Source organism: Roseiarcus fermentans, from assembly GCF_003315135.1.
Taxonomy (GTDB): domain Bacteria; phylum Pseudomonadota; class Alphaproteobacteria; order Rhizobiales; family Beijerinckiaceae; genus Roseiarcus; species Roseiarcus fermentans.
In genome coordinates, this window is sequence record NZ_QNRK01000007.1 from 189,353 (window position 1) to 210,498 (window position 21,146).

The 21,146-nt window shown below is 67.6% G+C and carries 18 protein-coding genes; 9 read left to right on the top strand and 9 right to left on the bottom strand.

Annotated features, from left to right (window positions below; translation table 11 throughout):
- The first annotated feature begins 149 nt into the window (after nt 1–149).
- On the top strand, nt 150–1,328 hold the full coding sequence (locus DFR50_RS08285; protein ID WP_113888722.1) for an ATP-binding protein: 1,179 nt from the start codon (nt 150–152) through the stop codon (nt 1,326–1,328).
- A 314-nt stretch (nt 1,329–1,642) separates the two neighbouring features.
- Here DFR50_RS08285 and DFR50_RS08290 read toward each other — a convergent pair whose 3' ends face one another.
- Together DFR50_RS08290 and DFR50_RS08295 are read right to left on the bottom strand one after the other, a co-directional pair.
- On the bottom strand, nt 1,643–3,076 hold the full coding sequence (locus DFR50_RS08290; protein ID WP_113888723.1) for a homospermidine synthase: 1,434 nt from the start codon (nt 3,074–3,076) through the stop codon (nt 1,643–1,645).
- Between the two features lie 224 nt (nt 3,077–3,300).
- Entirely contained in the window at nt 3,301–3,582 is a 282-nt protein-coding gene (locus tag DFR50_RS08295; RefSeq protein ID WP_113888724.1) for a hypothetical protein, read from the bottom strand.
- A 219-nt stretch (nt 3,583–3,801) separates the two neighbouring features.
- Here DFR50_RS08295 and DFR50_RS08300 point away from each other — a divergent pair, with 219 nt between their 5' ends.
- Together DFR50_RS08300 and DFR50_RS08305 are read left to right on the top strand one after the other, a co-directional pair.
- The gene (locus DFR50_RS08300; RefSeq protein WP_113888725.1) at nt 3,802–4,371 is read left to right on the top strand and encodes a sigma-70 family RNA polymerase sigma factor; all 570 of its coding nucleotides are present in this window, start codon (nt 3,802–3,804) and stop codon (nt 4,369–4,371) included.
- Nucleotides 4,368–5,006, top strand: a complete 639-nt coding sequence (locus tag DFR50_RS08305; protein WP_170153111.1) for an NrsF family protein — start codon at nt 4,368–4,370, stop codon at nt 5,004–5,006. Before DFR50_RS08300 ends, DFR50_RS08305 begins: the two co-directional genes overlap by 4 nt.
- A 370-nt stretch (nt 5,007–5,376) precedes the next feature.
- Here DFR50_RS08305 and DFR50_RS08310 read toward each other — a convergent pair whose 3' ends face one another.
- The 6 genes from DFR50_RS08310 to DFR50_RS08335 all read right to left on the bottom strand — a co-directional run bounded on the left by DFR50_RS08310 (nt 5,377) and on the right by DFR50_RS08335 (nt 11,931).
- Nucleotides 5,377–6,366: a substrate-binding domain-containing protein gene (locus tag DFR50_RS08310; RefSeq protein ID WP_113888727.1), complete on the bottom strand. Its 990-nt coding sequence runs from the start codon at nt 6,364–6,366 to the stop codon at nt 5,377–5,379.
- A gap of 63 nt (nt 6,367–6,429) precedes the next feature.
- Nucleotides 6,430–7,464: an ABC transporter permease gene (locus DFR50_RS08315; RefSeq protein ID WP_113888753.1), complete on the bottom strand. Its 1,035-nt coding sequence runs from the start codon at nt 7,462–7,464 to the stop codon at nt 6,430–6,432.
- A 14-nt stretch (nt 7,465–7,478) separates the two neighbouring features.
- Entirely contained in the window at nt 7,479–9,014 is a 1,536-nt protein-coding gene (locus DFR50_RS08320) for a sugar ABC transporter ATP-binding protein (protein ID WP_113888754.1), read from the bottom strand.
- 423 nt (nt 9,015–9,437) lie between these two features.
- Nucleotides 9,438–10,061: a 2-dehydro-3-deoxy-6-phosphogalactonate aldolase gene (locus DFR50_RS08325; RefSeq protein ID WP_113888728.1), complete on the bottom strand. Its 624-nt coding sequence runs from the start codon at nt 10,059–10,061 to the stop codon at nt 9,438–9,440.
- On the bottom strand, nt 10,061–10,987 hold the full coding sequence (locus tag DFR50_RS08330) for a 2-dehydro-3-deoxygalactonokinase (RefSeq protein WP_113888729.1): 927 nt from the start codon (nt 10,985–10,987) through the stop codon (nt 10,061–10,063). The genes DFR50_RS08325 and DFR50_RS08330 overlap by 1 nt, the downstream gene beginning before the upstream one ends.
- Nucleotides 10,984–11,931 (bottom strand): 3-hydroxyacyl-CoA dehydrogenase, encoded by a 948-nt coding sequence (locus DFR50_RS08335; protein WP_113888730.1) that lies wholly within the window; start codon nt 11,929–11,931, stop codon nt 10,984–10,986. Before DFR50_RS08335 ends, DFR50_RS08330 begins: the two co-directional genes overlap by 4 nt.
- A gap of 128 nt (nt 11,932–12,059) precedes the next feature.
- Between DFR50_RS08335 and DFR50_RS08340 the strand changes: the two genes are divergently transcribed.
- The 4 genes from DFR50_RS08340 (at nt 12,060) to DFR50_RS08355 (ending at nt 17,524) form a co-directional block, all read left to right on the top strand.
- On the top strand, nt 12,060–13,265 hold the full coding sequence (locus tag DFR50_RS08340; protein ID WP_113888755.1) for an adenylate/guanylate cyclase domain-containing protein: 1,206 nt from the start codon (nt 12,060–12,062) through the stop codon (nt 13,263–13,265).
- Nucleotides 13,266–13,987: 722 nt separating this feature from the next.
- Complete coding sequence (locus tag DFR50_RS08345; protein WP_210208834.1) at nt 13,988–15,616, top strand: hybrid sensor histidine kinase/response regulator; 1,629 nt, start codon at nt 13,988–13,990, stop codon at nt 15,614–15,616.
- A gap of 57 nt (nt 15,617–15,673) precedes the next feature.
- Nucleotides 15,674–16,567, top strand: coding sequence for a class I SAM-dependent methyltransferase (locus DFR50_RS08350; RefSeq protein ID WP_113888732.1), 894 nt, complete (start codon nt 15,674–15,676; stop codon nt 16,565–16,567).
- A gap of 201 nt (nt 16,568–16,768) precedes the next feature.
- Nucleotides 16,769–17,524, top strand: coding sequence for a helix-turn-helix transcriptional regulator (locus DFR50_RS08355; protein WP_113888733.1), 756 nt, complete (start codon nt 16,769–16,771; stop codon nt 17,522–17,524).
- Between the two features lie 763 nt (nt 17,525–18,287).
- Here the strand turns inward: DFR50_RS08355 and DFR50_RS08360 are convergent.
- Nucleotides 18,288–18,929, bottom strand: coding sequence for an acyl-homoserine-lactone synthase (locus DFR50_RS08360; protein WP_113888734.1), 642 nt, complete (start codon nt 18,927–18,929; stop codon nt 18,288–18,290).
- 553 nt (nt 18,930–19,482) lie between these two features.
- On the opposite strand from DFR50_RS08360, the gene DFR50_RS08365 reads away from it, so the two are divergent.
- Both DFR50_RS08365 and DFR50_RS08370 read left to right on the top strand, forming a co-directional pair.
- Nucleotides 19,483–20,232 carry an ABC transporter ATP-binding protein gene (locus DFR50_RS08365; RefSeq protein WP_113888735.1) on the top strand — a complete coding sequence of 250 codons (750 nt, stop codon included), beginning with the start codon at nt 19,483–19,485 and terminating at the stop codon, nt 20,230–20,232.
- Nucleotides 20,229–21,032 (top strand): ABC transporter permease, encoded by an 804-nt coding sequence (locus DFR50_RS08370; RefSeq protein WP_113888736.1) that lies wholly within the window; start codon nt 20,229–20,231, stop codon nt 21,030–21,032. Before DFR50_RS08365 ends, DFR50_RS08370 begins: the two co-directional genes overlap by 4 nt.
- The last annotated feature ends 114 nt before the right edge of the window (nt 21,033–21,146 follow it).

Below are 21,146 nucleotides of genomic sequence, written 5' to 3' on the forward strand. Positions count from 1 at the left end.
ACGCGACGGGCCGGCGGCCCTTCGGCGCGGCTTTCGCAATCAGGCGAGAGAGAAATCCCGCTCACGACGGCTGCCACGGGACGGTTGCGTTTATTCGGAATTTAGGGTATCTTATCAAAATTCGATAATTCGCCATAAGGTCCCTATAAATGGATCCCCGCACGAATCCCTACGCGCCCGGCGCGGGAACGCCTCCTCCTGAATTGGCTGGCCGGGACGGGGTGATCGAACAGGCGGCTATCGCACTCGATCGAGTACGCTCAGGGCGACAGGCGCAAAGTCTGATATTTCACGGCCTGCGCGGCGTGGGGAAGACCGTCCTTCTCAATAGAGTAAGGCAAGACGCAGAGGCGCGCGGAATTGTGGGCGTTCGTATGGAAGCTCCAGAAGGGCGCTCGCTTCCGGCCTTGCTCGCGCCATCGCTGCGGGCCTCGCTGTTGCGGCTCGATCGAGGGGAAGCCGTCATGGCGGGAGCCCGTAAGGCCTTGGGCGCCCTCGCGGGCTTTATCTCAAGTCTGAAGGTGAAATACCAAGACATCCAAATAGGGATGGACATCACGCCGCTCGCAGGATTGGCGGACAGCGGTGATCTTGACAATGACTTGGGTGAACTCGTGGCCGCTGTGGGCGAGGCAGCCGCCGAGCGACAAACGGCGATTGTTCTTTTCATTGATGAGCTTCAATATGTACCGGAGGATCAGCTTGCGGCGCTGATTATGGCCTTTCACAATGCAAACCAGTTACAACTTCCAGTCACCATGATCGCAGCGGGGCTCCCACAACTATTGGGTCAAATGGGGCGAGCAAAATCATACGCGGAAAGACTGTTCCAATTCGTGTCGATTGACAGGCTCGACCGAGCCGCGGCAACTGTGGCGCTTTGTGTACCGGCCCAGAAGGCTGGCGCAGCCTTCGATTCTGACGCAGTGGAGGAGATCCTGGCTCAGACCCATTGCTATCCATACTTCTTGCAAGAATGGGGCAAACATTGCTGGGATGAGGCGCGCACCTCTCCAATGAATCTTGATGACGCGCGCGCCGCAAACGACAGGGCGATTGCCGAGCTTGACGCGAGTTTCTTTCGTGTACGCTTTGACAGATTGACTCCTTCTGAAAAACGTTATATGCGCGCCATGGCGGAACTCGGTCCCGGGCCACACCGCTCCGGAGACGTGTCAGACATACTTAGAAAAAAGGTAACTACGGTCGCGCCCACGCGCGCGACGCTTATCGCCAAGGGCATGATATATAGTCCATCACACGGAGACACAGCCTTTACTGTTCCGCTTTTCGACGGCTTTATGAAGCGAATCATGAATCGAGTTTGATCTGTAGTTAACCGGCTTGTGGGCCGCTGTCCTGACGAACTCGCGAAGGCGTTCGACGCCCGAGGTCGTTCGTTTCTCTGCGAAGAGCTTGTCTACGGCGTTTCGGAGGTCGACGCAGATCGCCCTCACCGCGCCCCGCGCTTGCAGCGGACGTCGATCCTGCAGACCGGCTCCGGGGACGGCGCGGACATTGTATCGCGGCCGCACCGGGAGTCGCCAGTCGCCCGGAAAATCCGTCGCAGCCCCTTGATTCGCCACGAAACCAGCTCGGGACCGTCGGGGGCGGGCGCGACCGTCGGCCGCGCCCGCATCGCTCAGCGCACCAGCACGTTCCGGAACTGCCAGGGGTCGCTCTCGTCGATGTCTTCGGGGAACAGGCCCGGGCGGTTGTCGAGCGGGGTCCAGTCGGTGTAGACGCCGACCACCGGGCCGAGATAGGGCCGCTGCACCTCGAGGCAGCGGCGGAAGTCGAGTTCGTCCGCCTCGACGATGCCGGCGTTCGGGTTCTCCAGCGCCCAGACCATGCCCGCGAGCACCGCCGAGGTCACCTGCATGCCGGTCGCGTTCTGATACGGGGCGAGGTCGCGCGTCTCCTCGACCGACAGCTGCGAGCCGTACCAGTAGGCGTTGCGCTTGTGGCCGTAGAGCAACACGCCCAGTTCGTCGATCCCGTCGACGATCTCGGACTCGGTCAGGATGTGCTGGGCGCTCTGGATCTGGCCGGCGCGGCCGAACAGCTCGTGCAGCGACAGCACCGCGTCGTTGCAGGGGTGATAGGCGTAGTGGCAGGTCGGCCGATACGCCGCCGCGCCCGTCTCGTCGCGCACCGTATAGTAGTCGGCGATCGAGATCGCCTCGTTGTGGGTGACCAGGAACCCGAACTGCCCGCGCGCGGTCGGCGTCCAGGAGCGGACGCGGGTGTTGGCGCCGGGCTGGTTGAGGTAGATCGCCGCGCCGCAGCCGGACTCGTGGAAGCCGGCGTTGGCGGGCGCCCATTTTTCGTGCGCGCCCCAGCCGAGCTCGGCCGGCTGCATGCCCTCGGACAGGAACCCTTCGACCGACCAGGTGTTGACGAACACATTGCGTGGCTTGGGGGTCTTCGCCCGCTGGGTGTCGCGCTCGGCGATGTGGACGCCCTTGACGCCGAGGCTCTGCGCGAGCTTCGCCCAATCCTCGCGGGTCTTCGGCTCGGACGGTTTGTCGCCGAGGTCGGCGGCGAGATTCAGCAGCGCCTGCTTGACGAACCAGGACACCATGCCCGGATTGGCGCCGCAGCACGAGACCGCGGTCGAGCCGCCGGGATTGTTGCGGCGCTCCTCGAGCACCGTCTCGCGCAGCGCGTAATTGGTGCGCGCCGCGTTGTTCATGTCCTTGGAGAAGTAGAAGCCCGGCCACGGCTCGACCACGGTGTCGATGTAGAGGGCGCCGAGTTCGCGGGCGCAGCGCATGATGTCGAGGGAGGAGGTGTCGACCGACAGGTTGACGCAAAAACCCTGGCCCTTACCGGCCTTCAGGTACTTGCCGAGGACGTCGCGGTAGTTGTCGCGGGTGAGGCCGAGGTGGACGAACGTGACGCCGCGCTCGTCGAGCAGCTTCCGATCCGCGTCGTTCGGGTCGATGACGTAGACATGGTCCTTGTCGAACTCGAAATGGCGCTCGATCAGCGGCAAGGTTCCCTTGCCGATCGAGCCGAACCCGATCATCACGATCGCACCCTCGATGCGACCGTGGATTGGCCAATGCGACATGGCGTCGTGCTCCTCGTGAACTCGTTCGACGCCATGAGCCCGCCTTTGGAAGCGGGCGACCTTACGCGTCTCGGGCCGGGTTAAAGCCACGGCTTTTGCGGGCCGTCAATCCCCGACGGCGCGGGCAAGCCGTTGCAATTCCGTCATGAAAGGCCATGAGACGGCGGCGCCGCCCGCGCTCCCCGCGCGGACGGCGCCGTCTCGACGATCGAGGGCCGGTGTCGTTACGGACCGCAGACCGCCGTGTAGCGGTTGTTGAAGTCGCGCAGCACCCCGCAGCGGGGCTGCTCGGTCGTCCCGTATCCGACGACCGCCAGCGGCGCGCCGAGGATCATCAGCGGCGACGCGTCGGACGCCGGGGCCGGCGTGTAGGTGTCTGAGGGGAGGGTCACGCCGCCGCCGCTCGGGTAGGCGCCGCCGTTGGGCGTATAGGTTTCGGCGAAAGCCGGAAGAGCCGCCAGGGAGAGGGCGGCCGCCGGCAAGAGGGAAATCAGGACCCGTCGCATGGGAAAGGCCTCCTTGCTTGCGATCGACGGACCAACGAGCCGGCGCGCCGGTTCGTTCCCAAGGGTCGCAGCAAGTTGAAGACGGTCGCCTGGCGTGAAACGACCGCCCGCGCGGGGGTTCGCAGCCACGACGCCCTCGTGTTAGACGGGGTCGGGCGCCCGCGCCGCCGAAAGGCGCGGGCGGACCTGTAACGTCAGCCGTATCGGAGCGAAGACTGTATGGCGGCCCCGCCGGTCGAGGATGCCTCGCTCGATCCCTGGTCGACGATGATGAAGGCCGCCATGGCCGGCGACGAGGGCGTCTATCGGCGCCTTCTCACGGAGCTCGGGCGGTCGGTTAGAGCCATGGCGCGCGCCGCCTTCGCGAGGGCGAGGCTCGGCGACGCCGATATCGAGGATGCGGTGCAGGAGACGTTGCTGGCGATTCATCTGAAGCGGCACACCTGGGATCCGGGCCAGAAGCTCGGCCCTTGGGTGAATGCGATCGCGCGCCACAAGATCATCGACGCCATGCGCCGGCGGGGCGCCCGGCGCATGGAGCCGATCGAGGATTTCGAGGCGTTTCTGGCGGCGCCGGAGGACGAGGACCGGCACGCGCTCGCCGACGCGAAGCGGCTGATGGACGCGCTCAACCCGCGCCAGCGCGACATCGTGCAGTCGATCTCGCTGGACGGACAGTCGATCGCCGCCACCGCTGCGCGACTCGACATGACGGAGGTCGCCGTGCGCGTCGCCCTTCACCGCGCGCTGAAATCGCTCGGCGCCGCCTGGCGGAGGTCCGTGTCGTGAAGACGTCGGAACTGATCGCCGCCCTCGCCGCCGATCCGATCCCCGAGCCCGTCCGCATCGGCCGTCGGATCGTCGCGGCGCTCGCGCTCGGCCTCGCCGGCGCGTTCGCCCTCTACGCGCTCGCCGTCGGACCGCGCCCGGACCTCTCGGCCGCGCTCGGTACGGTCCGGTTCAACCTGAAGTTCCTCGACGCGCTGGCGCTGGCGCTGCCGTCGCTCATGCTGCTCGCGCGGCTCGCCCGGCCCGAGGCCCGGCCCGGCGCCCTGGCGCTGTGGCTGTTCGCGCCCTTGGCCCTTCTGGCCGCGGGGGTCGCAGTCGAGTTGATCGTCGTTCCGGCGGGCGAGTGGCTGCCGCGCCTCGTCGGCCACAACATGCGCTACTGCACCACGATGATCCCGATGATGGCCGCGCCGATCCTCATGGCGTTGATCTGGGCGATGCGGGCGGGCGCGCCGCAGCATCCGGGATGGACGGGCGCGCTCGCAGGCGCGGCGTCCGCCGGGCTCGCGTCGTTCCTGTATGCGTCGCATTGCCCGGACGATTCGCCGCTGTTCGTGGCGACGTGGTATCCGCTGGCTTGGCTCGTCTGCGCCGCCGCCGGCGCATGGGCGGGGCGACGGTTTCTGGCGTGGTGAGGAGGGGCGGGCAGCTGTTCCGGTTTCGAGCCTTTTGAAGGGTTGCGCCGGGGTTTCCGCGAGCTGGCGACTCTCGGAAGTCTGCCCAAGGACCGGCTCCGTCGTCGTGGGTCGCAGGTCGATCCTTCCGGTCCCGCCGGATCGCGGCGCGATCGCCCGCCGCCCTGCAGGATATGCACACATCTCCTTGCCGTGGGGACGACGAGCGACGGTCGCCGTCCCTTCCCCCAAAAGAGCCTGCGCCCGGGCGCGCGCAAGCGCGGCCCGGGTGGGGGAGAAGGCGCTCGGCGCCTGACCATTTTCCATGGGGAAGGAGATGCATGCATGCCGTAGCCCGTCGGCCGCGCTCAACGAGCGCGGCGACAGGCGCCTATTTGCCCATCATCGCCTTGGCGTTGTCGGGGGTGATCGCGGTGGTCGCGACCGTCACGACGGTCGGGACCTTTTCGGCGCAGTCGATCAGGATCGCCTTCGCCATGTCGATCGCCTCCGGGCCTCCGGTCGGATAGGTGAAGGTCGCCGACCACTCGCCCTCGGCCACGGCGCGGATGCCGCCGGCGGGTCCGGGCAGGCCGTCGGTGCCGAGAATCTTGATGTCGCCGTCCTTTTTGCCGGCGCCCTTGGCGGCGAGCCGCGCCCCGGCGGCCATCATGTCGTTCGAGGCGTAGACCGCCTTGATGTTGGGATGGGCCTGCAGCATCGCGGCGAAGGCGGTCTGCGCCTTGTCCGGCAGCCAGTCGGCCGCCTGCTCGGCGACGACCTCGATTTTGGCGTTCGCCTTGACGCCGTCCTTGAAGCCGTTGAGCCGCTCGACCGCCGGCGTCGAACTCGGCAGGCCCTCGAGCACCGCGACCTCGCCGCCGTCGGGCAGCAGCGTTCCGGCGACGTACTTGCCGGCTTCCTGCGCGATCTTGAAATTGTCGCCGCCGATGAAGGCGGTGTAGTCCTTGCCGGGCTCGCCGAGCGACCTCCGGTCGAGCTCGATCACCGGAATGCCGGCCTTGACCGCACGCGCGACCACCGGCGTCAGCGGCGCGGCCTCGAACGGCGAGATCAGGATCAGGTCGACCTTCTGGGTGATGAAATTGTCCATCTGCGACGTCTGGGTGTTCACGTTGCCGGCGCCGTCGGCGATCTGAAGGCTGAACTGCGGCACCTTGGCCGCCGCCGCGGTCAGTTCATCGTTGACGTGCTGGCGGTAGGGTTCGGCGTTGTTGGCCTGCGAGAAGCCGATCACGTATTTGCCGTCCTTGCCGCAGTCCTTGACGAGCGAGGCGGCGTCCGCCGCGCCGGCTGCGAGCGCCAGCGCGCCTGCGCCGGCGAGAAGCCCGGCGCTTCTCCTGAACAGTGTGCAATCCATGGTTTTCTCCCTCGGGTGATTGTTGTGGTTCCGCTCAACCCGCTGCGGTTTCGCCGCCTCGTGTCATCGACCCAAACCCTCGCGGCGACGGACGAGGGATTGCAGAACGGCGGCGAGCACGATGATCGCGCCGGTGGCGAGCAGCTGCAGCGCCGCATTGACGTTGTTGAGCTGGAGGATGTTGGCGAGCGCGCCGAGCATCACCGCCCCGGCGACCGTGCCGATCATCGAGCCCGAGCCGCCGAACAGGCTGGTGCCGCCGATCACCACCGAGGCGATCGCCGTCAGTTCGTAGCCGGTGCCGTCGTTGGCGCTGCCGAAATTGAACTGGCCGGCGTGCACGACCCCGGCTATGCCCGAGACGAGGCCGGTGATGGCGTAGACCGACACCTTGACCAGCGACACCGGCACGCCCGACAGCCGCGCCGCGCGCTCGTTGCCGCCGACGGCGAAGACGTAGCGGCCGAAGCGAGTGAAGTTGAGCGTGAAGGTGGCGATCGCCGCCACCACCACGAACACCAGCGTCGCCACCGGGACCGTATTGTCGAACAGCCGGTCGCCGAGGATCGCGAACACGGGCGGGGCGAGGCCGGGCCCCTGGCCGTAGGAGATGTTGATGTACTGGTTGCCCGAGATGACGAGCGCAAGCCCGCGCGCGACCTGAAGGCCCGCCAGCGTGACGATGAACGGCTCGAGCCGGAACCGGTTCGAAATCAGGCCCTGGGCGCCGCCGAACGCCGTCCCGCAGGCGAGGACGAACAGGATCGTCGGCGCGAGCCCGTAGCCGCCGCTGGTCATGATCGTGGCGGTCAGCACGCTGCACAGGCTCAGCAAGGCCCCGACCGACAGGTCGATGCCGGCCGTGATGATGACGAAGGTCATGCCGACGGCGATGATGCCGGTCTCCGACACGGCGCGGACGATGTTGGCCATGTTGTCGGGCGCGAGGAACAGGATGTGGCCGTGCCGGCGCGGCGAGAACACGATCCCGCCCAGGGTCACGAGAATCAGGCCGATGACGCTCTGAAAGCGCACCGCGATGGCGAAGGCGTCGAACCGGCGCGCGGTCGCCGGCGGCGCGGCGGGAGCGGCGCGCATGGGCGCAGCGTCGTTCATGGGCTTGTGTCCTCGCTTTGCTCCGCCGCCGCCAGCACCGCGTGTTCGTCGGCGCCGCCCGCGAATTCCGCGACCGTGCGGCCCTTGCGCAGCACCACCACCCGGTCGCACAGGCCGAGCAGCTCGGGCATCTCGCTCGATGCGATCAGCACGCCGAGCCCGCGCTCGGCGAGCGTCCGGATGCGGGCGTAGATCTCGCCCTTGGCGCCGACGTCGACGCCACGGGTCGGCTCGTCGAGCAGCAGCAGGCGCGGCTCGCCGAGCACCTCCTTGGCGAGCACGACCTTCTGCTGGTTGCCGCCGGAGAGCGCGCCGACGATCGCCTCGGGCTGCGGCGGCCGAACGTCGAACGCCTGGATCGCCTGCCGCGCCAGCGTCGACTCTTTCGCGCGTGACATCAGGAAGAAGGGCGAGACGCGCTCGAGGACGGTGAGGACGAGATTGCGCCCGACGCTGTCGCGCAGCAGGAGGCCGCTGCCGCGCCGGTCGTCGGTGACGAGCCCGACGCCGTCGCCGCGCGCGGCGCGGATCGAGGCGAGGCGCGCCGGCCGGCCCTCGATCTGGACCACGCCCGACCAGCGGCCCGGGCCGGCCGCGCCGTAGAGGGCGGTGAGCAGCTCGGTCCGCCCCGCGCCCATGATGCCGGCGAGGCCGACGATCTCGCCCGCGCGCACCTCGAGCGAGACGTCGTCGGGCGCCTGCCAGCCGGCGCGGCCGCGTCTCGGCGCGAACCGCGCCCGCTCGAGTTTCAGCACCGTCTCCCCGGCCTGCGCGCCGCGCTTCGGATAGAGTTCGGCGAGCGGCCGCCCGACCAGGAGCCGCACCAGCTCCGATTGCGGCGCGCTGGCCGGCGCGACGCCAGCGACCAGCCCGTCGCGCAGCACGGTCACCCGGTCGGCGACCCGCGGCACTTCCTCGAGCCGGTGCGAGATGTAGACGATCCCGACGCCCCTGGCCGCGATCTCGCGCATGACGCCGAACAACCGGTCGACCTCGGCGGCGGTGAGCGCGGCGGTGGGCTCGTCCATGACCAGGATGCGCGAGGCGTAGGTCAGCGCCTTGGCGACCGCGACCATCTGCCGGCGCCCGACGGATAGCTCGCCGACCGGCTGGTCGACGTCGATGTCGGCCCCGACCGCCGCGAGGCGCTCGCGCGCCGCCCGTCTCATCGCGCCGCGGTCGAGCACGCCGGCGCGGGTGGGCTCGCGGCCGAGAAACAGGTTGGCCGTCACGTCGAGGCCAGGGACGAGGTCGAGCTCCTGGAAGATCGTGGCGACCCCGGCGGCCTGCGCCGCGCGCGGATCGGAAAAGCGCGTCGCCACGCCCTCGATCCGCATCTCGCCGCCGTCCGGCTCGATCACGCCCGAGAGGATGTTCATGAGGGTCGACTTGCCGGCGCCGTTTTCGCCGAGCAGCGCGTGGATCTCGCCGCGGCGGAGGTCGAAGTCGACGCCGCGCAGGGCCTGGACGCCGCCGAAGCGCTTGACGACGCCGCGCATCGAGAGAAGTGGGCGCGGCGGCTCGGCGTTCATGGCGCGGACCCGGCCGCGGCGCGGCGCGGCGCCGCGGGGCCAGGGCGTCCGACCGAGGGTCCGTCGACACCCGGTCGCGTAAGGGCAGCCGGGCCGCGTCTCCAAGCTTCGTCGGCTTCTCGCGCCACGTCGCCTCCCCGTCGGCCTGTCCGCCTGCGCTTTTGCGCGGGCGCCCCAGACCTCTAGCATGCCAGCGTAGCATGAAGCGTCTGGCGCGCAACGGCCTTCCCGCCTCGAGGGCGGGAGGGCCCCGCCCGGGGCGCGCGTGGAGTCCGGGGCGACGAAAGCAACCCGCCCCGCCGCTGCGTCCCGCGGCTTTCGACAGCTTTCCCGGCGCTCCTCGAGGCGGCCCGCGGGGACGTCGCCAAGCGGGCCCGGGTCGGGAGCGATCCGGAGGGCGATGCGCCGCGAAAATGCGTGACCTCAGCGGACGTCGGGCGTCGCGCCCCAGGCCGCGACAAAGGACTTCGCGATCGCAGCGACCTCGCCCGTCGTCGTGCCGGGCCTATAGAGCGCGCCGCCGATACCGAAGCCGTCGGCGCCGGCCAGCCGATAAGGCGCGATCCGTTCCGGTGTGACGCCGCCGACCGGAAACAGCAGCGCGTTCTTCGGCAACACCGAACGCCACGCCCGTACGACCTCGGGCGGCATGGCCTCGGCGGGAAAGAGTTTCAGGCCGGTCGCCCCAAGGCCCAGCGCCGCGAAGGCTTCGGTCGGCGTCGCGACGCCGGGCAGGACGCCGAGTCCGAGCTTCAGCGCGCATTCGATCACGCCGGGGTCGGCGTTCGGCGCAACGATCAGTCCCGCGCCGGCGTTCGCCGCCGCCTCGACCGCGCCGGGCAGGAGCACCGTCCCGGCGCCGACCAGCGCGGACCCGTCGATCGCGCGGGCGATGATCTCGATGCTCCTGAACGGATCGGGCGAGTTGAGCGGAACCTCGATCGCGCCGAATCCGACCTCGACGAGCGCGCAGGCGATCGCCGCCGCCTCCTCCGGCTTCACCCCGCGGAGAATGGCGATCAGGCGCGTCGGGGCAAGGGCGAGCATCACAGGAGTCCGGCCTGGCGGGCGACGACGAGGAGGCCGCGGGCCGCGGCGCCGGGCGGCGCGGCCGAGGCGCGTTCGCCGAGGACGGCGAACGCGGCGAGATAACGCTGCGCGAGCGCGCTCGCTCCCGCGACCTGCGGGTTTTCGCGCGGGAAGCGCCGACGCGCCTCGACGATCTCGGCGCCGATCAGCAGGCCGGACAGGTAGTCCCCGGCGTCCGCTTCCGCGAGCTTTCCCGTCAGCGGAAGGCTGCGCGCGCCGAACAGGGCGCCGATGAGGCCGCTGCCGTCCGCGCCTTGGGCGGCCGAGGCCCCGCGAAGCACGCCGCGCGCGAAGGCCTCGCCCGGCGCGCCCATCGGCGCCGTTCGCGCGAAGGCGCCGATCAGCGTGTGGTCGCGCAGCGCGGCGAACAGTTCGCCGGTGACGAAGGTCTGGAAGCGCGCGATTTCCTCCTCGTCGACCGCGACCCATTTGCAATGCGAGCCGGGCAGGACGACGAGGCGCGCGCCCTGCGTGGCGATCCCGAGGATTTCGACCTCCTCGCCGCGCATCACGTCGGGTTGCCCGTCCTCGCTCTCACAAGAGAGGCCCGGGACGATCAGGACGCGGCGACCGGCGGCTTCGACCGCGAGGAGGTCTGCGGCGATCGCGCGGGCGTCGGCGGGGCAGGGGACATAGGGCGCTTCGCGCCAGCCGTTGCGGCTGCCGACCATGCCCGAGGCGAGGACGGGCAGCGCGGGCCATTGGTCGAGCCAACCGCCGACGAGCCGGCGAAAGGTCGCGGCGAAGGCGCCGGGCGCGACCGTCGCGACGCCGTCGGCGCTCGCGATCGCGTCGAGGATCGTCCCGCCGCCCGTCATGAGATAGGCGCGGACATTGGACGAGCCCCAGTCCACGCCGATCAGCGCGGCAGGCGCCTCCGTCATTCGCCGATCTCCTCGCCGGCCTTTTTCTTGTGCGCCGCGAGCGCCATCAGCCGGCGGTCGCGCCAGGCCGCGCGCTCGGCGAGCCGTTCGGCCGGCAGGCGCGTCCGACGCTCGGCCTCGACCGCGTCCATCGCCGGGCCGCTCCAGTCGACGCGCCTCTGGGTCGAGGGAAAGATCCGTTCATAGATGCGCTGGTAGCGCTCGGCGTAGTCGCGCACGCCGCCAGGCGCGTTGAGGTCGATGGTCTCGAACGGGCCCATGAACGACCAGCGCAGCGCCAGCCCTTCGCGGATCGCGACGTCGACGTCCTCGGCGCTGGCGAAGCCGTCGCCGACGAGGCGGAAGGCCTCCTCGAGCAGCGCCCCCTGCAGGCGGTTGACGACGAAACCGTCGATCTCCCGCGTCATCACGATCGGCGCATGGCCGGCGGCCTCGAGCAGGTCCGCCGTGCGCCGGACGGCGTCGGGGTCGGTCCACGGCGCCGGCACGATCTCGACCGAGGGAACCAGATAGGGCGGATTGATCGGGTGGGCGACGAGGCACCGCCCGCAACCCTTCAGGCCGCGGCTGAACGCCGACGGCAGGATCGCCGAGGTCGAACTCGCGAGCACCGCCTCGGGATCGGCGAGCCGGTCGAGCTCGGCGAACACCCGCCGCTTGGCCTCGACGTCTTCGGGCGTGTTCTCCTGGACGTGGCTCGCGCCGTCGAGCGCCTCCTCGAGCGAGCCCGCCCGGCGCATCCGCGAGCGCACCGAAAGCGGCGGCTCGCCGCGCAGGAGGTCGTGGGCGTCGAGGTCGGGAAGGACGCGATTGACGAAGCCGAGCGCGTCGTCGATGGATTCGGGCCGCTCGTCCCAGATCGCGACTTCGTGCCCGGCGCGCGCGAAGCTGACCGCCCAGGCGCGGCCGACCAGTCCCAGACCGACGAGAGCGATCTTGCTCAAAGCGCGCGTCCTCCCATGGCCCCCGCCGCCGTCAGACCTAGCAGGAGCGCGGCTTTGCCGCCAAGGCCCGAAAGGTCCGAAAGACCCGATATTTGGCCGGAAGCCGGCGAGGCCCTATCATGGCGGCCATGACCGATGCCGAGATCGCCGCCCTGTGCGGCTTCATTGCCGGGGCCGGGCTCGCCGGAGCCTCGGAGACCACGCTCCTGCAGGGCTTTTGCGAGCGCGCCGTGGCGGGCGGCCTGCCGCTCGCGCGCGGCGTCGCCTTCATCGACACCCTGCACCCCTCGTACGAGGGACGGACCTTCCGCTGGGAGCGGGAGAATCCGGACGTCACCTTCACCGACTACGGGCGAAGCACCGAGGGCGAGCTCGCCGAGCGCTGGCGGACGAGCCCGTGGTTCCGGATGCTGAACGACGGCGCCTCGATCCTGCGCCGGCCCGTCAATCCCGAGACGGCCGTGGAATTCCCGGTCCTGCGCGAGCTGCTCGATGCGTCGCTGACCGACTACGTGGCGCTGCTCCACCGCTTCGACGCCGGCGCAGTCATCGGCGAGATGGACTCGTTCTATTCCGGCTGGATGACCGACCGGCCGGAGGGCTTCTCGGACGCGGACGTCGAGGCGCTGACGCGGCTCGTGCCGCACCTCGGTCTGGCGATCAAGGCCGCCGCGCTCGCCCGCATCGCCGAGACGCTGGTCGAGACCTACCTCGGCCGGGACGCCGGCCGGCGGGTGCTCAGCGGACGGATCGAGCGCGGGGTCGCCGAGCGGATCAAGACGGTGCTCTGGTTCAGCGATCTTCGCGGCTACACCCGCATTTCCGACACCGCCGAGCCCGAGCAGATCATCCCGCTGCTCAACGACTACGCCGAAGCGGTGGTGACCGCGGTCCACGCCAATGCGGGCGACGTGCTGAAACTGATCGGCGACGGGGTGCTGGCGATCTTCCCGGCGCAGGACCGGGCGCGGGCGACGGCCGCAGCGCTCATGGCGGCGCGGCAGGCGCGCGCCGCGGTCGCCGAGCTCAACGCGCGCCGCGGCGCCGAAGGGCTTCCCACCACGGACCTGTATCTCGGCCTCCATCTCGGCTTCGTGTTCTACGGCAACATCGGCAGCAAGGAGCGGCTCGACTTCACCGTCGTCGGCCCCGCGGTCAACGAAGTGTCGCGGATCGCGGCCATGTGCCGGTCGGTGGATCAGCCGGTGCTGATCTCGTCCGCCTTCGAACAGTCCTGCACGGCGGAGCCCCGGCCGTTCGTGTCGGTGGGTCGCTACGCGCTCAGGGGGGTGGGGAAGCCGCAGGAGCTCTTTACGCTCGACCGGGACGGGTGAGGCGCGTTTTGGATTCGCGGCCGCCTTTCTCGGCCGAAATGAGCCTTTTCAAGACCTTGCAGGGCAAGTCGAACGCGGTTCGCAGCGAAGCGATCCGGGGGCCGCTGGGCTGCCGGCAGTTTGCGCAGACGTGATCTGCGGCGCGGATTGCTTTGTTCCACCGGGCTCATCGACCCCGGGGGCGCTCCTGGCGCCGGCGCCGCGCCATCGTGAATGAAAATTCGATGGTCGCCCGACGCCGCGCCATGCGCGTCGCGCCGGTCGCCTTGGTCAGCCATTTCATTTTCGTAGACTGCGTCGTCCCGGCGCGGCGGGCCGGCGCCTTTCGGCCAGTCTTGGGTCGCCAAGGCGGACGAACAGACCCGGCGGCGAGTCCGCCGTGGGCGCTGATGCAAAGCCGCCGTGATGGCGGGGGGCGCCGCCGTGGCCTGACGTTGGCTTGACCGGACGCTGCCGTTCCTGCTGCTGAACAAAGTCGGGAAAGGAGAGATTACCAGCCGGGACCTCGTAGTTGTACAATGCTCACTTTGATTACGCCGACATTCGATAGGCAAGTTTCTTTCCGACGCCGTCAACAAGTCTTGGCGATAAATTCTGGATCGGTTAATATTTGACAGCCCGTGTCGCTCCCCATTATTATAAATTCACTTCAGATCGGGTTCGAACCCAACGGAGTGGCGCCTCCGAGCTTCGGCGACGTCTGCGTTGAGGACAGACCAATGATGGCCGTATCGTCCGAGTTTGGTCCCGCCGGCAAGTCCGCGCTCCCCGGCCCGCAGCCCGCCTGCGATCACGACTTTCTGCCGAGCGCCGAGGATGGCGCGCGTTTCGTGCGGGCGTTTCTACAAATCAGAAATCCGGAGCGGCTTCAGGCGGTTCTCGAATTCGTCAAGGCCAACGAAATCCTGGGCAGCATCGCGGATGGGGTCTACGCTCTCGATGAGAATTGGCGGTGTGTCTATTTCAACGATCCGGCGGAGAGTCTGCTCGGAGCGCGGCGCGAAAAGGTCATGGGCCGCCTCTTCTTCGACGTGTTTCCGGAGCTTCTCGGAAGCGTGGTCCACGACAACTATCGACGGGTGATGGACGGGCGGACGCCTGTTCAGTTCGAGACGATGTCGCCGGTCGGGGAACGGTGGAACTCCTATTCCGTCAGCCCGAAGCGCGGCGGCGGAGTCTCCGTCCACTTTCACGACATCTCCGAGCGGAAGCGGGCCGAGGGTGAGATCGCCAAGGCGCGCAACGAGGCCGAGCGCGCCAATCAGGCCAAATCCAAGTTTCTCGCGGCGGCGAGCCACGACCTGCGCCAACCCGTGCAGTCGCTGGTCCTGTTGATGGCGTTGGCGGAGCGACAGATCGCCGCCAGCCCGCAGGCGCGCGAAACCCTGGCCATGATGCAGAAGTCCCTCCATGGACTGGAGGGGCTGCTCACCGCCATTCTCGACATTTCGCGACTCGACGCGGGTGTGGAATCGCATCCCGAACTGGTCGATCTGGCCGCGCTCCTGCGCGGTCTCGCGCTCGAATACCAACCGAAAGCCGACAATGCCGGTCTCGTCCTGCGCACGGCGATCGCCCCGAGCCTGTGGGTGTCGACCGATCCGGCCCTGCTCGAGCGTGCGCTGCGAAACCTGATCGAAAACGCAATTCACTACACGCGCCGCGGGGGCGCGGTGTTGGGGTTGAGACGGCGGAACGGGAGGGTCCGCATCGACGTCGTCGACACCGGGATCGGCATACCGCGCGACCGCCAGGCGGATATCTTCGACGAGTTCGTTCAGATCGACAATCCCGGCCGGAATCTGGGGCGCGGGCTCGGTCTCGGTCTCGCGATCGTACAGCGGATCGCGCGGCTGCTCGGCGCGACCGTCGAGGTGAATTCGAAAATCGGGCGGGGATCGCGGTTCTCTCTCCTTCTCTCCGGCGCCGAGCAGCCTCGGGGGGAGGAGGCCGAGGTCGCCGCCGAGGTCGAAGATCCCGGCGGACGCGTGCTGATCGTCGAGGACAACGCTGTCGTCCTGAAGAGCCTGGAGGGCTCGCTCGCCGGGTGGGGCTATGAGGTCGCCACGGCTTCGACGGGCGAGGAGGCGCTGCGCCTCGCCGAGGGCGAAGACTGGAAATTCGACGCCATCGTCACCGACCAGCACCTCGGAGGGGGCATGACCGGCGTTGACATGACGAAAGCGTTCGCACGCCGCGCGGCTCGTTGCGTGCCGGCCGTCATCTTGACCGGCGACACCTCCCTGGAAGGCATTTCCCAGATCGTCGCGAGCGGATTCCAGATGATGCACAAACCCGTCGCCGCCGAGTCTCTGAGGCGAAATCTCGCAAGGCTCGTGAGGGGCCGGTAGTCTTCGGCCGCGCCGGAGCCGAATTCGAAACGAACTGCCTGCCGGATCGGACCCCAGATGCGAGAATCGAATGAGGCCGCGCGCAAGACCGTGGCGCGCGCCGCCGCTGTGACGGCGCCGACAGACCGCGGTCCTGCGAGCGCCTGGACGTCCGATCCCGGACCGCTCCGCTGCCCGGGTTGCCACGGCGCCTTGCGCCGGACGGATGCCGGCTTCGCCTGCGACGCGGGCGGCTGCGGCGCGCGTCTCGCCGTTCGCGACGGCGTGCTGGCCGTCCGCGACGTCATGACCGGCGACAACAGGATCGCGGCCGACTTTTACAACAGCAAGCTATGGCCGAGACTTCGGGTCTGGGACAGCCTGTTCTGGCTCGTCAACGGCGGCCAGAGGCGCGCGCGCCAGGTGGCGCTGCGCCATCTGCCGAAGGGCGGCGGAATCCGGCTGCTCGACGTCGCGATCGGCGACGGCGTCTATACGAGCTGGCTGCCCGGGGACTGGTCGGTCGTCGGCGTCGACATTTCCATCGCTCAGCTCCTCGCCTGCCAGCGCCGCAACGCCGACCGCGCTCTCAGGCTCGTCCTCGGCGAAGCCGAAGACCTGCCGTTCCGCGACCGGACGTTCGACGCCGTGCTCAGCAACGGCGGCTTCAATCACTTCAACGATCCCGAGGCGGCGCTGCGCGAGATGGTCCGTGTCGCCAGGCCCGGCGCGCCGATCGTCGTCGCGGACGAGAGACCGGACTTCCTCGATATCGGCCATCGGGCGGGCGTGCCCGCGCTCGACCGCTGGATCGCCTCGAGGCTGATGAGCATGGGCGACGACTTTGCCGACGTGATCGAGCGCCACCGATCGCTCGACATCGCCGCGATAGGCCGGCGCGTCCTGAAAGACTGCCGCTACGAGGTCGTCTGGCGCGGCCTGGGCTATCTGATGGTCGGCGCCGCCCCGTGAAAACGCGGACTCGGGTTGGAGCCGGAGCGAAGCGAAGGGGCGCCGCCGTCGTTGCATTGGAGCGTGCATTGTAAGCAGGGAGCGCCCGGCTGGTAAACTTATACCTCGCGGGGCCCGCCTCGAACCCGCCGCCTCGGCGGGAAATTGGATACGGTTCCATTTTGTATTGCTTTAAGACGTCCGCTAAACTATGATATCTGGATGAAGGGCATCGGCCTCGGATCCGCAGCGACGAAACTGACGGATAAAATACTTGGCTATAATACCGACGATGTGGTCGATATCATGAAGGATATCGCTGCGGAGTACGGGCTCTCTCATATTGCGTATTTGTGTCTCGCTTCTGGAAAGAGCGCTGAATCGAATTTGCTGACGTCGTTCGTCACATTTTCTAAAGACTGGCAAGTGCGTTACTTTCTCAAGCAGTACAGTACGATTGATCCAATCCTGGAATGGGGTCGCGCAGCGATTGTTCCGTTCGATTGGGAGACTGTCGAGAAAGATGACCCGGTCATCATTGAATTCTTTAAAGACGCGCTTCGCTATCATGTCGGCCGAAACGGGATTTCTATTCCTGTCAGAAATCGCAACAACCTGAATTCGCTGGTCTCGTTTACCAGCGACGCGCCGCGGCCGACGTGGGAGGCGTTCAAGAAACACAACATGATCAGGCTTCAGCATCTTGCGGTGCTGATCGACTCGGCGACCAGCGTCGGCGCCAAGATTCCCGTGCCCTCGATTCAGCTTTCGCGACGCGAGGAGCAATGTCTCATCTGGGCGGCCCGGGGAAAAACACAGCATGAAATAGGACAAATATTGGGGCTGAGCCCCGCGAGCGTCCGAAGTCACCTGGATACGACGCGCCATAAGCTGCGCTGCCTCAACCTCGCCCATACGGTCGGCGTCGCCATCGCCACCGGCGTGCTCCCGGCAGCCGCGCTGAAGGAAAGTTTTTAGGCGGACTCCACCCCCGAAGCGAATGGGCGTTATCCTTTGTTCGCCTTTTGATCTCCCCGTTTCCGCGCGTTGCCAAGGGTCACGGGCTTGGTTAAGCATCGGGAGATGATCAATTTGCTTCGATCGGAGAATGATTTGGGACCTGGTCGCCCGATATGTGCAAGTTTTCCGATGTCCGATCCACTTCCGATCGATCGGCGGGCGCACCGTCGCGGCATTCTGAGTGGCGTGGAAACAGCGCTGACCAAGGCCCGAATGGACGTCGAAGCGGTTGAATGTCCGACTCTTGCCTACTTCATCGATATGGCCATTGCCGAAGTCCAATATAACCTGAGGTCCGATCAGGAAGGAACTGCGGGCACAGCGTAGAAGGATGACCGACATGATTTCGTTCGCCGGCGACGCCACGCGCCCGTGACCGCTCGGCGAACCCTGATTCAGCGGTCTTGCCGCCGCCGCCTTGCTCCTCGGGAGGGAGGGATCGCCCCTTTCTCCCGATAGGGAAGGGGGCGCCGCGATCCGGCCGGGTGATCGGCTCGGAGGCGGGCGCCTTGCTTTCCACCCTTGATGTCCTGCGCCACCTCGCCGGCGCTCGACGTCTCCCCCGCCCGGGGTCTCCTCCCTCCTCGGGCGGGGCTACCTTTCGCCCGCGTATTGCAGGCGAGGTCCGCCGCCGCCGCGGCGCTTTCACCGCCTCAGGGACGCGGAATCGGGCGTCGCCGATGACGGTCGCGTCCGACCGCCGAACCGAGAGCGCGGTCGCTCATGCGAAGGCGAATTCCCTCGCGCCCGGCGCCAGGACGGTCGGCCCCATCTGCAGGTCCTCCCGCAGCGATTGCAGGCGAACGACGTCGGGCTCGAACAGGGCCGCATAGGCCATTGTGGCGCCGATGCGCCGCGGTCGACCGATGATCGCCGGCTCGCATCCGACCGCCCTCAGGACGCGGAAGATGCGCGCGTCGAACACGGAGACGATCTGGGTGAGGCCGGCGATCAGCGCGACCTCTCCGATGCCTGCGATCAACTCGCTCATCACATAGTTGACGCCGTTCCGGCTCTGCTTCGGCTGCCCCTCCGCCGCGACCGCGCAGATCCGCGAACTCTCCCAGATCGTCGCGCTTTCCACCCTCTCGCCGTCCTCCAGCAATTGCGGGAAAACGTCGCGCAACATGTTCGGCCCCGTCGTCGGAAGCAGGCGCAACGAACCCCAGTAGCGCCCGGTGATGGGGTCGACCGACACCAGATACAGGGGATTGAGATCGTCGAAACGGTCGCGCTCGTAGCCGTCCTTCACGATGACGTCCCAGCCGAGCCGTTCAAAGAAAACCTCGGCCCGATTGCGAAACATCTCGTCCATTTCCCTGGGGAAACAGGACGCCCGCGCGCCTTCGATGAGCTTAAGCATGGCGTAGATTTCTCCTCCGTTTCCGATCGCGCAGTCTCACGCGAGAAATCGTCGGTAAACGAACGAATGCGTGACACCAATTTGGCCGAACAGCAACAATTCTTTTCATGCAAAACCGCATTTGTATTCGCTCTGATATGTAATACGTTGCTTACTTTCACGTTATAACAGATATGTTAACTATCAACGAGGACCTAATCACCCACGAAGGCGACGATATTGATATTCCATCTCAGCTGAATTGTCCAGTTGAAGCATAGAAGAAGCGATAGGTCTCATCTATACAATAGACAGACCGCTAAGACATTACTCCGGTGATGTAGACAATATGTCCGTACGACAATGGTCTCGTCAGCATGAATTGCGAACGCAAACGAGTCGTCGGGCGGAACGATCGAGCGCCGCCGCGGCTCGAGCGGCGGCTCGTCTTTCTCCGCTCCCGAGGCGGCTCCTCGGCAGGCCGGAGGCGAGTCGGGCGGGAAGGTCCGCGACCACGCGCGCCGACCGGGACCCGGCTTGACGGCGCTCGCGCCCGGTCGGATACGACCCGGCGATGAGCCCGCCAGTCCTTTCGGTCGAAAACCTCGCCAAGACCTTCCGATCGGTGCGGGCGGTCGGCGGCGTCTCGTTTTCCGTCTCCGCCGGCGAGATCGTCGGTCTCCTCGGTCCCAACGGCGCCGGCAAGACCACCACCATCAACATGATCCTCGGCGTGCTCGAGCCGACGTCGGGGCGGATCGTGATCGAGGGCGTCGACCTTCGGGCGGATCGGAGCGCGGCGCTCGGCCGAACCAACTTCGCCGCCGTCTACGCGCCGCTCCCGGGCAATCTGACCGTCGAGCAGAACCTGCGCGTGTTCGCCCGCGTTTACGCCATCGACAGACCCGAGGAGCGGATCGAGCGCCTGCTCGACACCTACGACCTGAAAAAATTCCGGCGCGTCAAGGCGGGCGTGCTGTCCTCAGGCGAGCAGACGCGCCTGTCGCTCGCCAAGGCGATGCTGAACGAGCCCAACCTCCTGCTGCTCGACGAGCCGACCGCCTCGATCGACCCGTCGTCCGCCCGCGGCATCCGCGCCGGCATCGCCGGCCTCGTGGAATCGGGACATTGCGGCGTCTTGTGGACGAGCCACAACATGGTCGAGGTCGAGGCCGTCTGCGATCGGGTGCTGTTCCTGTCGCGCGGGCGGATCGTCCTCGAAGGCGATCCCAAGCGGCTGCCGGGCGAGCACGGCGTCGAGACGCTCGACGACCTGTTCGTCACGGTGGCGCAGGAACGGCTGGCGGCCGGAGACCTGGCGTGAACCGCGTCCGGGTCGGCGCGATCGTGCTGCGCATTCTCTATCTCTACCGGGGCAGTCCGCAGCGGGTGTTCCCGATCTTCATCTGGGTCGCGGTCGACATTCTGCTCTGGGGCTTCCTGACCCGCTATCTGAATTCCGTGTCGCAAGCCGGGTTCGATTTCGTTCCGGCGCTGCTCGGCGCCGTGCTCCTGTGGGATTTCCTGACGCGGGTGATGCAAGGCGTGACCATGGCCTTTTTCGAGGACGTCTGGTCGCGCAACTTTCTCAACCTGTTCGCCTCGCCGCTGAAAATCTCGGAATATCTGGCCGGGCTGGTGATCGCCGCGGTCGCTGCGAGCCTGCTCAGCCTCGTCGCGATGGTGGTGTTCGCCCGCGCCGCCTTCGGCCTGTCGTTCCTCGTCTACGGAACCGCGCTCGCGCCGTTCGTCGCCGTGCTGTTTCTGACCGGCATCGCCATGGGCGTCGCCGCCGCGGCGCTCGTGCTTCGCCTCGGCCCGGCGTCCGAGTGGCTGATCTGGCCGATCCCGATGATCGTGTCGCCGTTCGCCGGCGTGTTCTACCCGCTGCACGTCCTGCCGGGCTGGATGCGGGCGATCGCGGTCGCGCTGCCGCCGTCCTACGTGTTCGAGGGCATGCGGGCGGTGGTGGCGGGGGAGCCCGCGCCGTGGGGCGGCCTCGCCGCCGCAGCCGGGCTCGCGCTCGTCTACCTCGGGTCCGCCTGTTTCCTGTTCGGAGCGGTTTACAAGACCGCGATCCGCACCGGCCTCATCGCGCGTTACAGCGCGGAATCGGTGAGCTGACCTGCTGCGCCCCGACCGCCAGGGCTCCGAATCCGGGTTAATGTGCCTTAACCGTTCTTGCCGATGAGGATCTCGGCGAGCCTTTCGACGTCCCAGCTGGCGATTTTTCTGCGC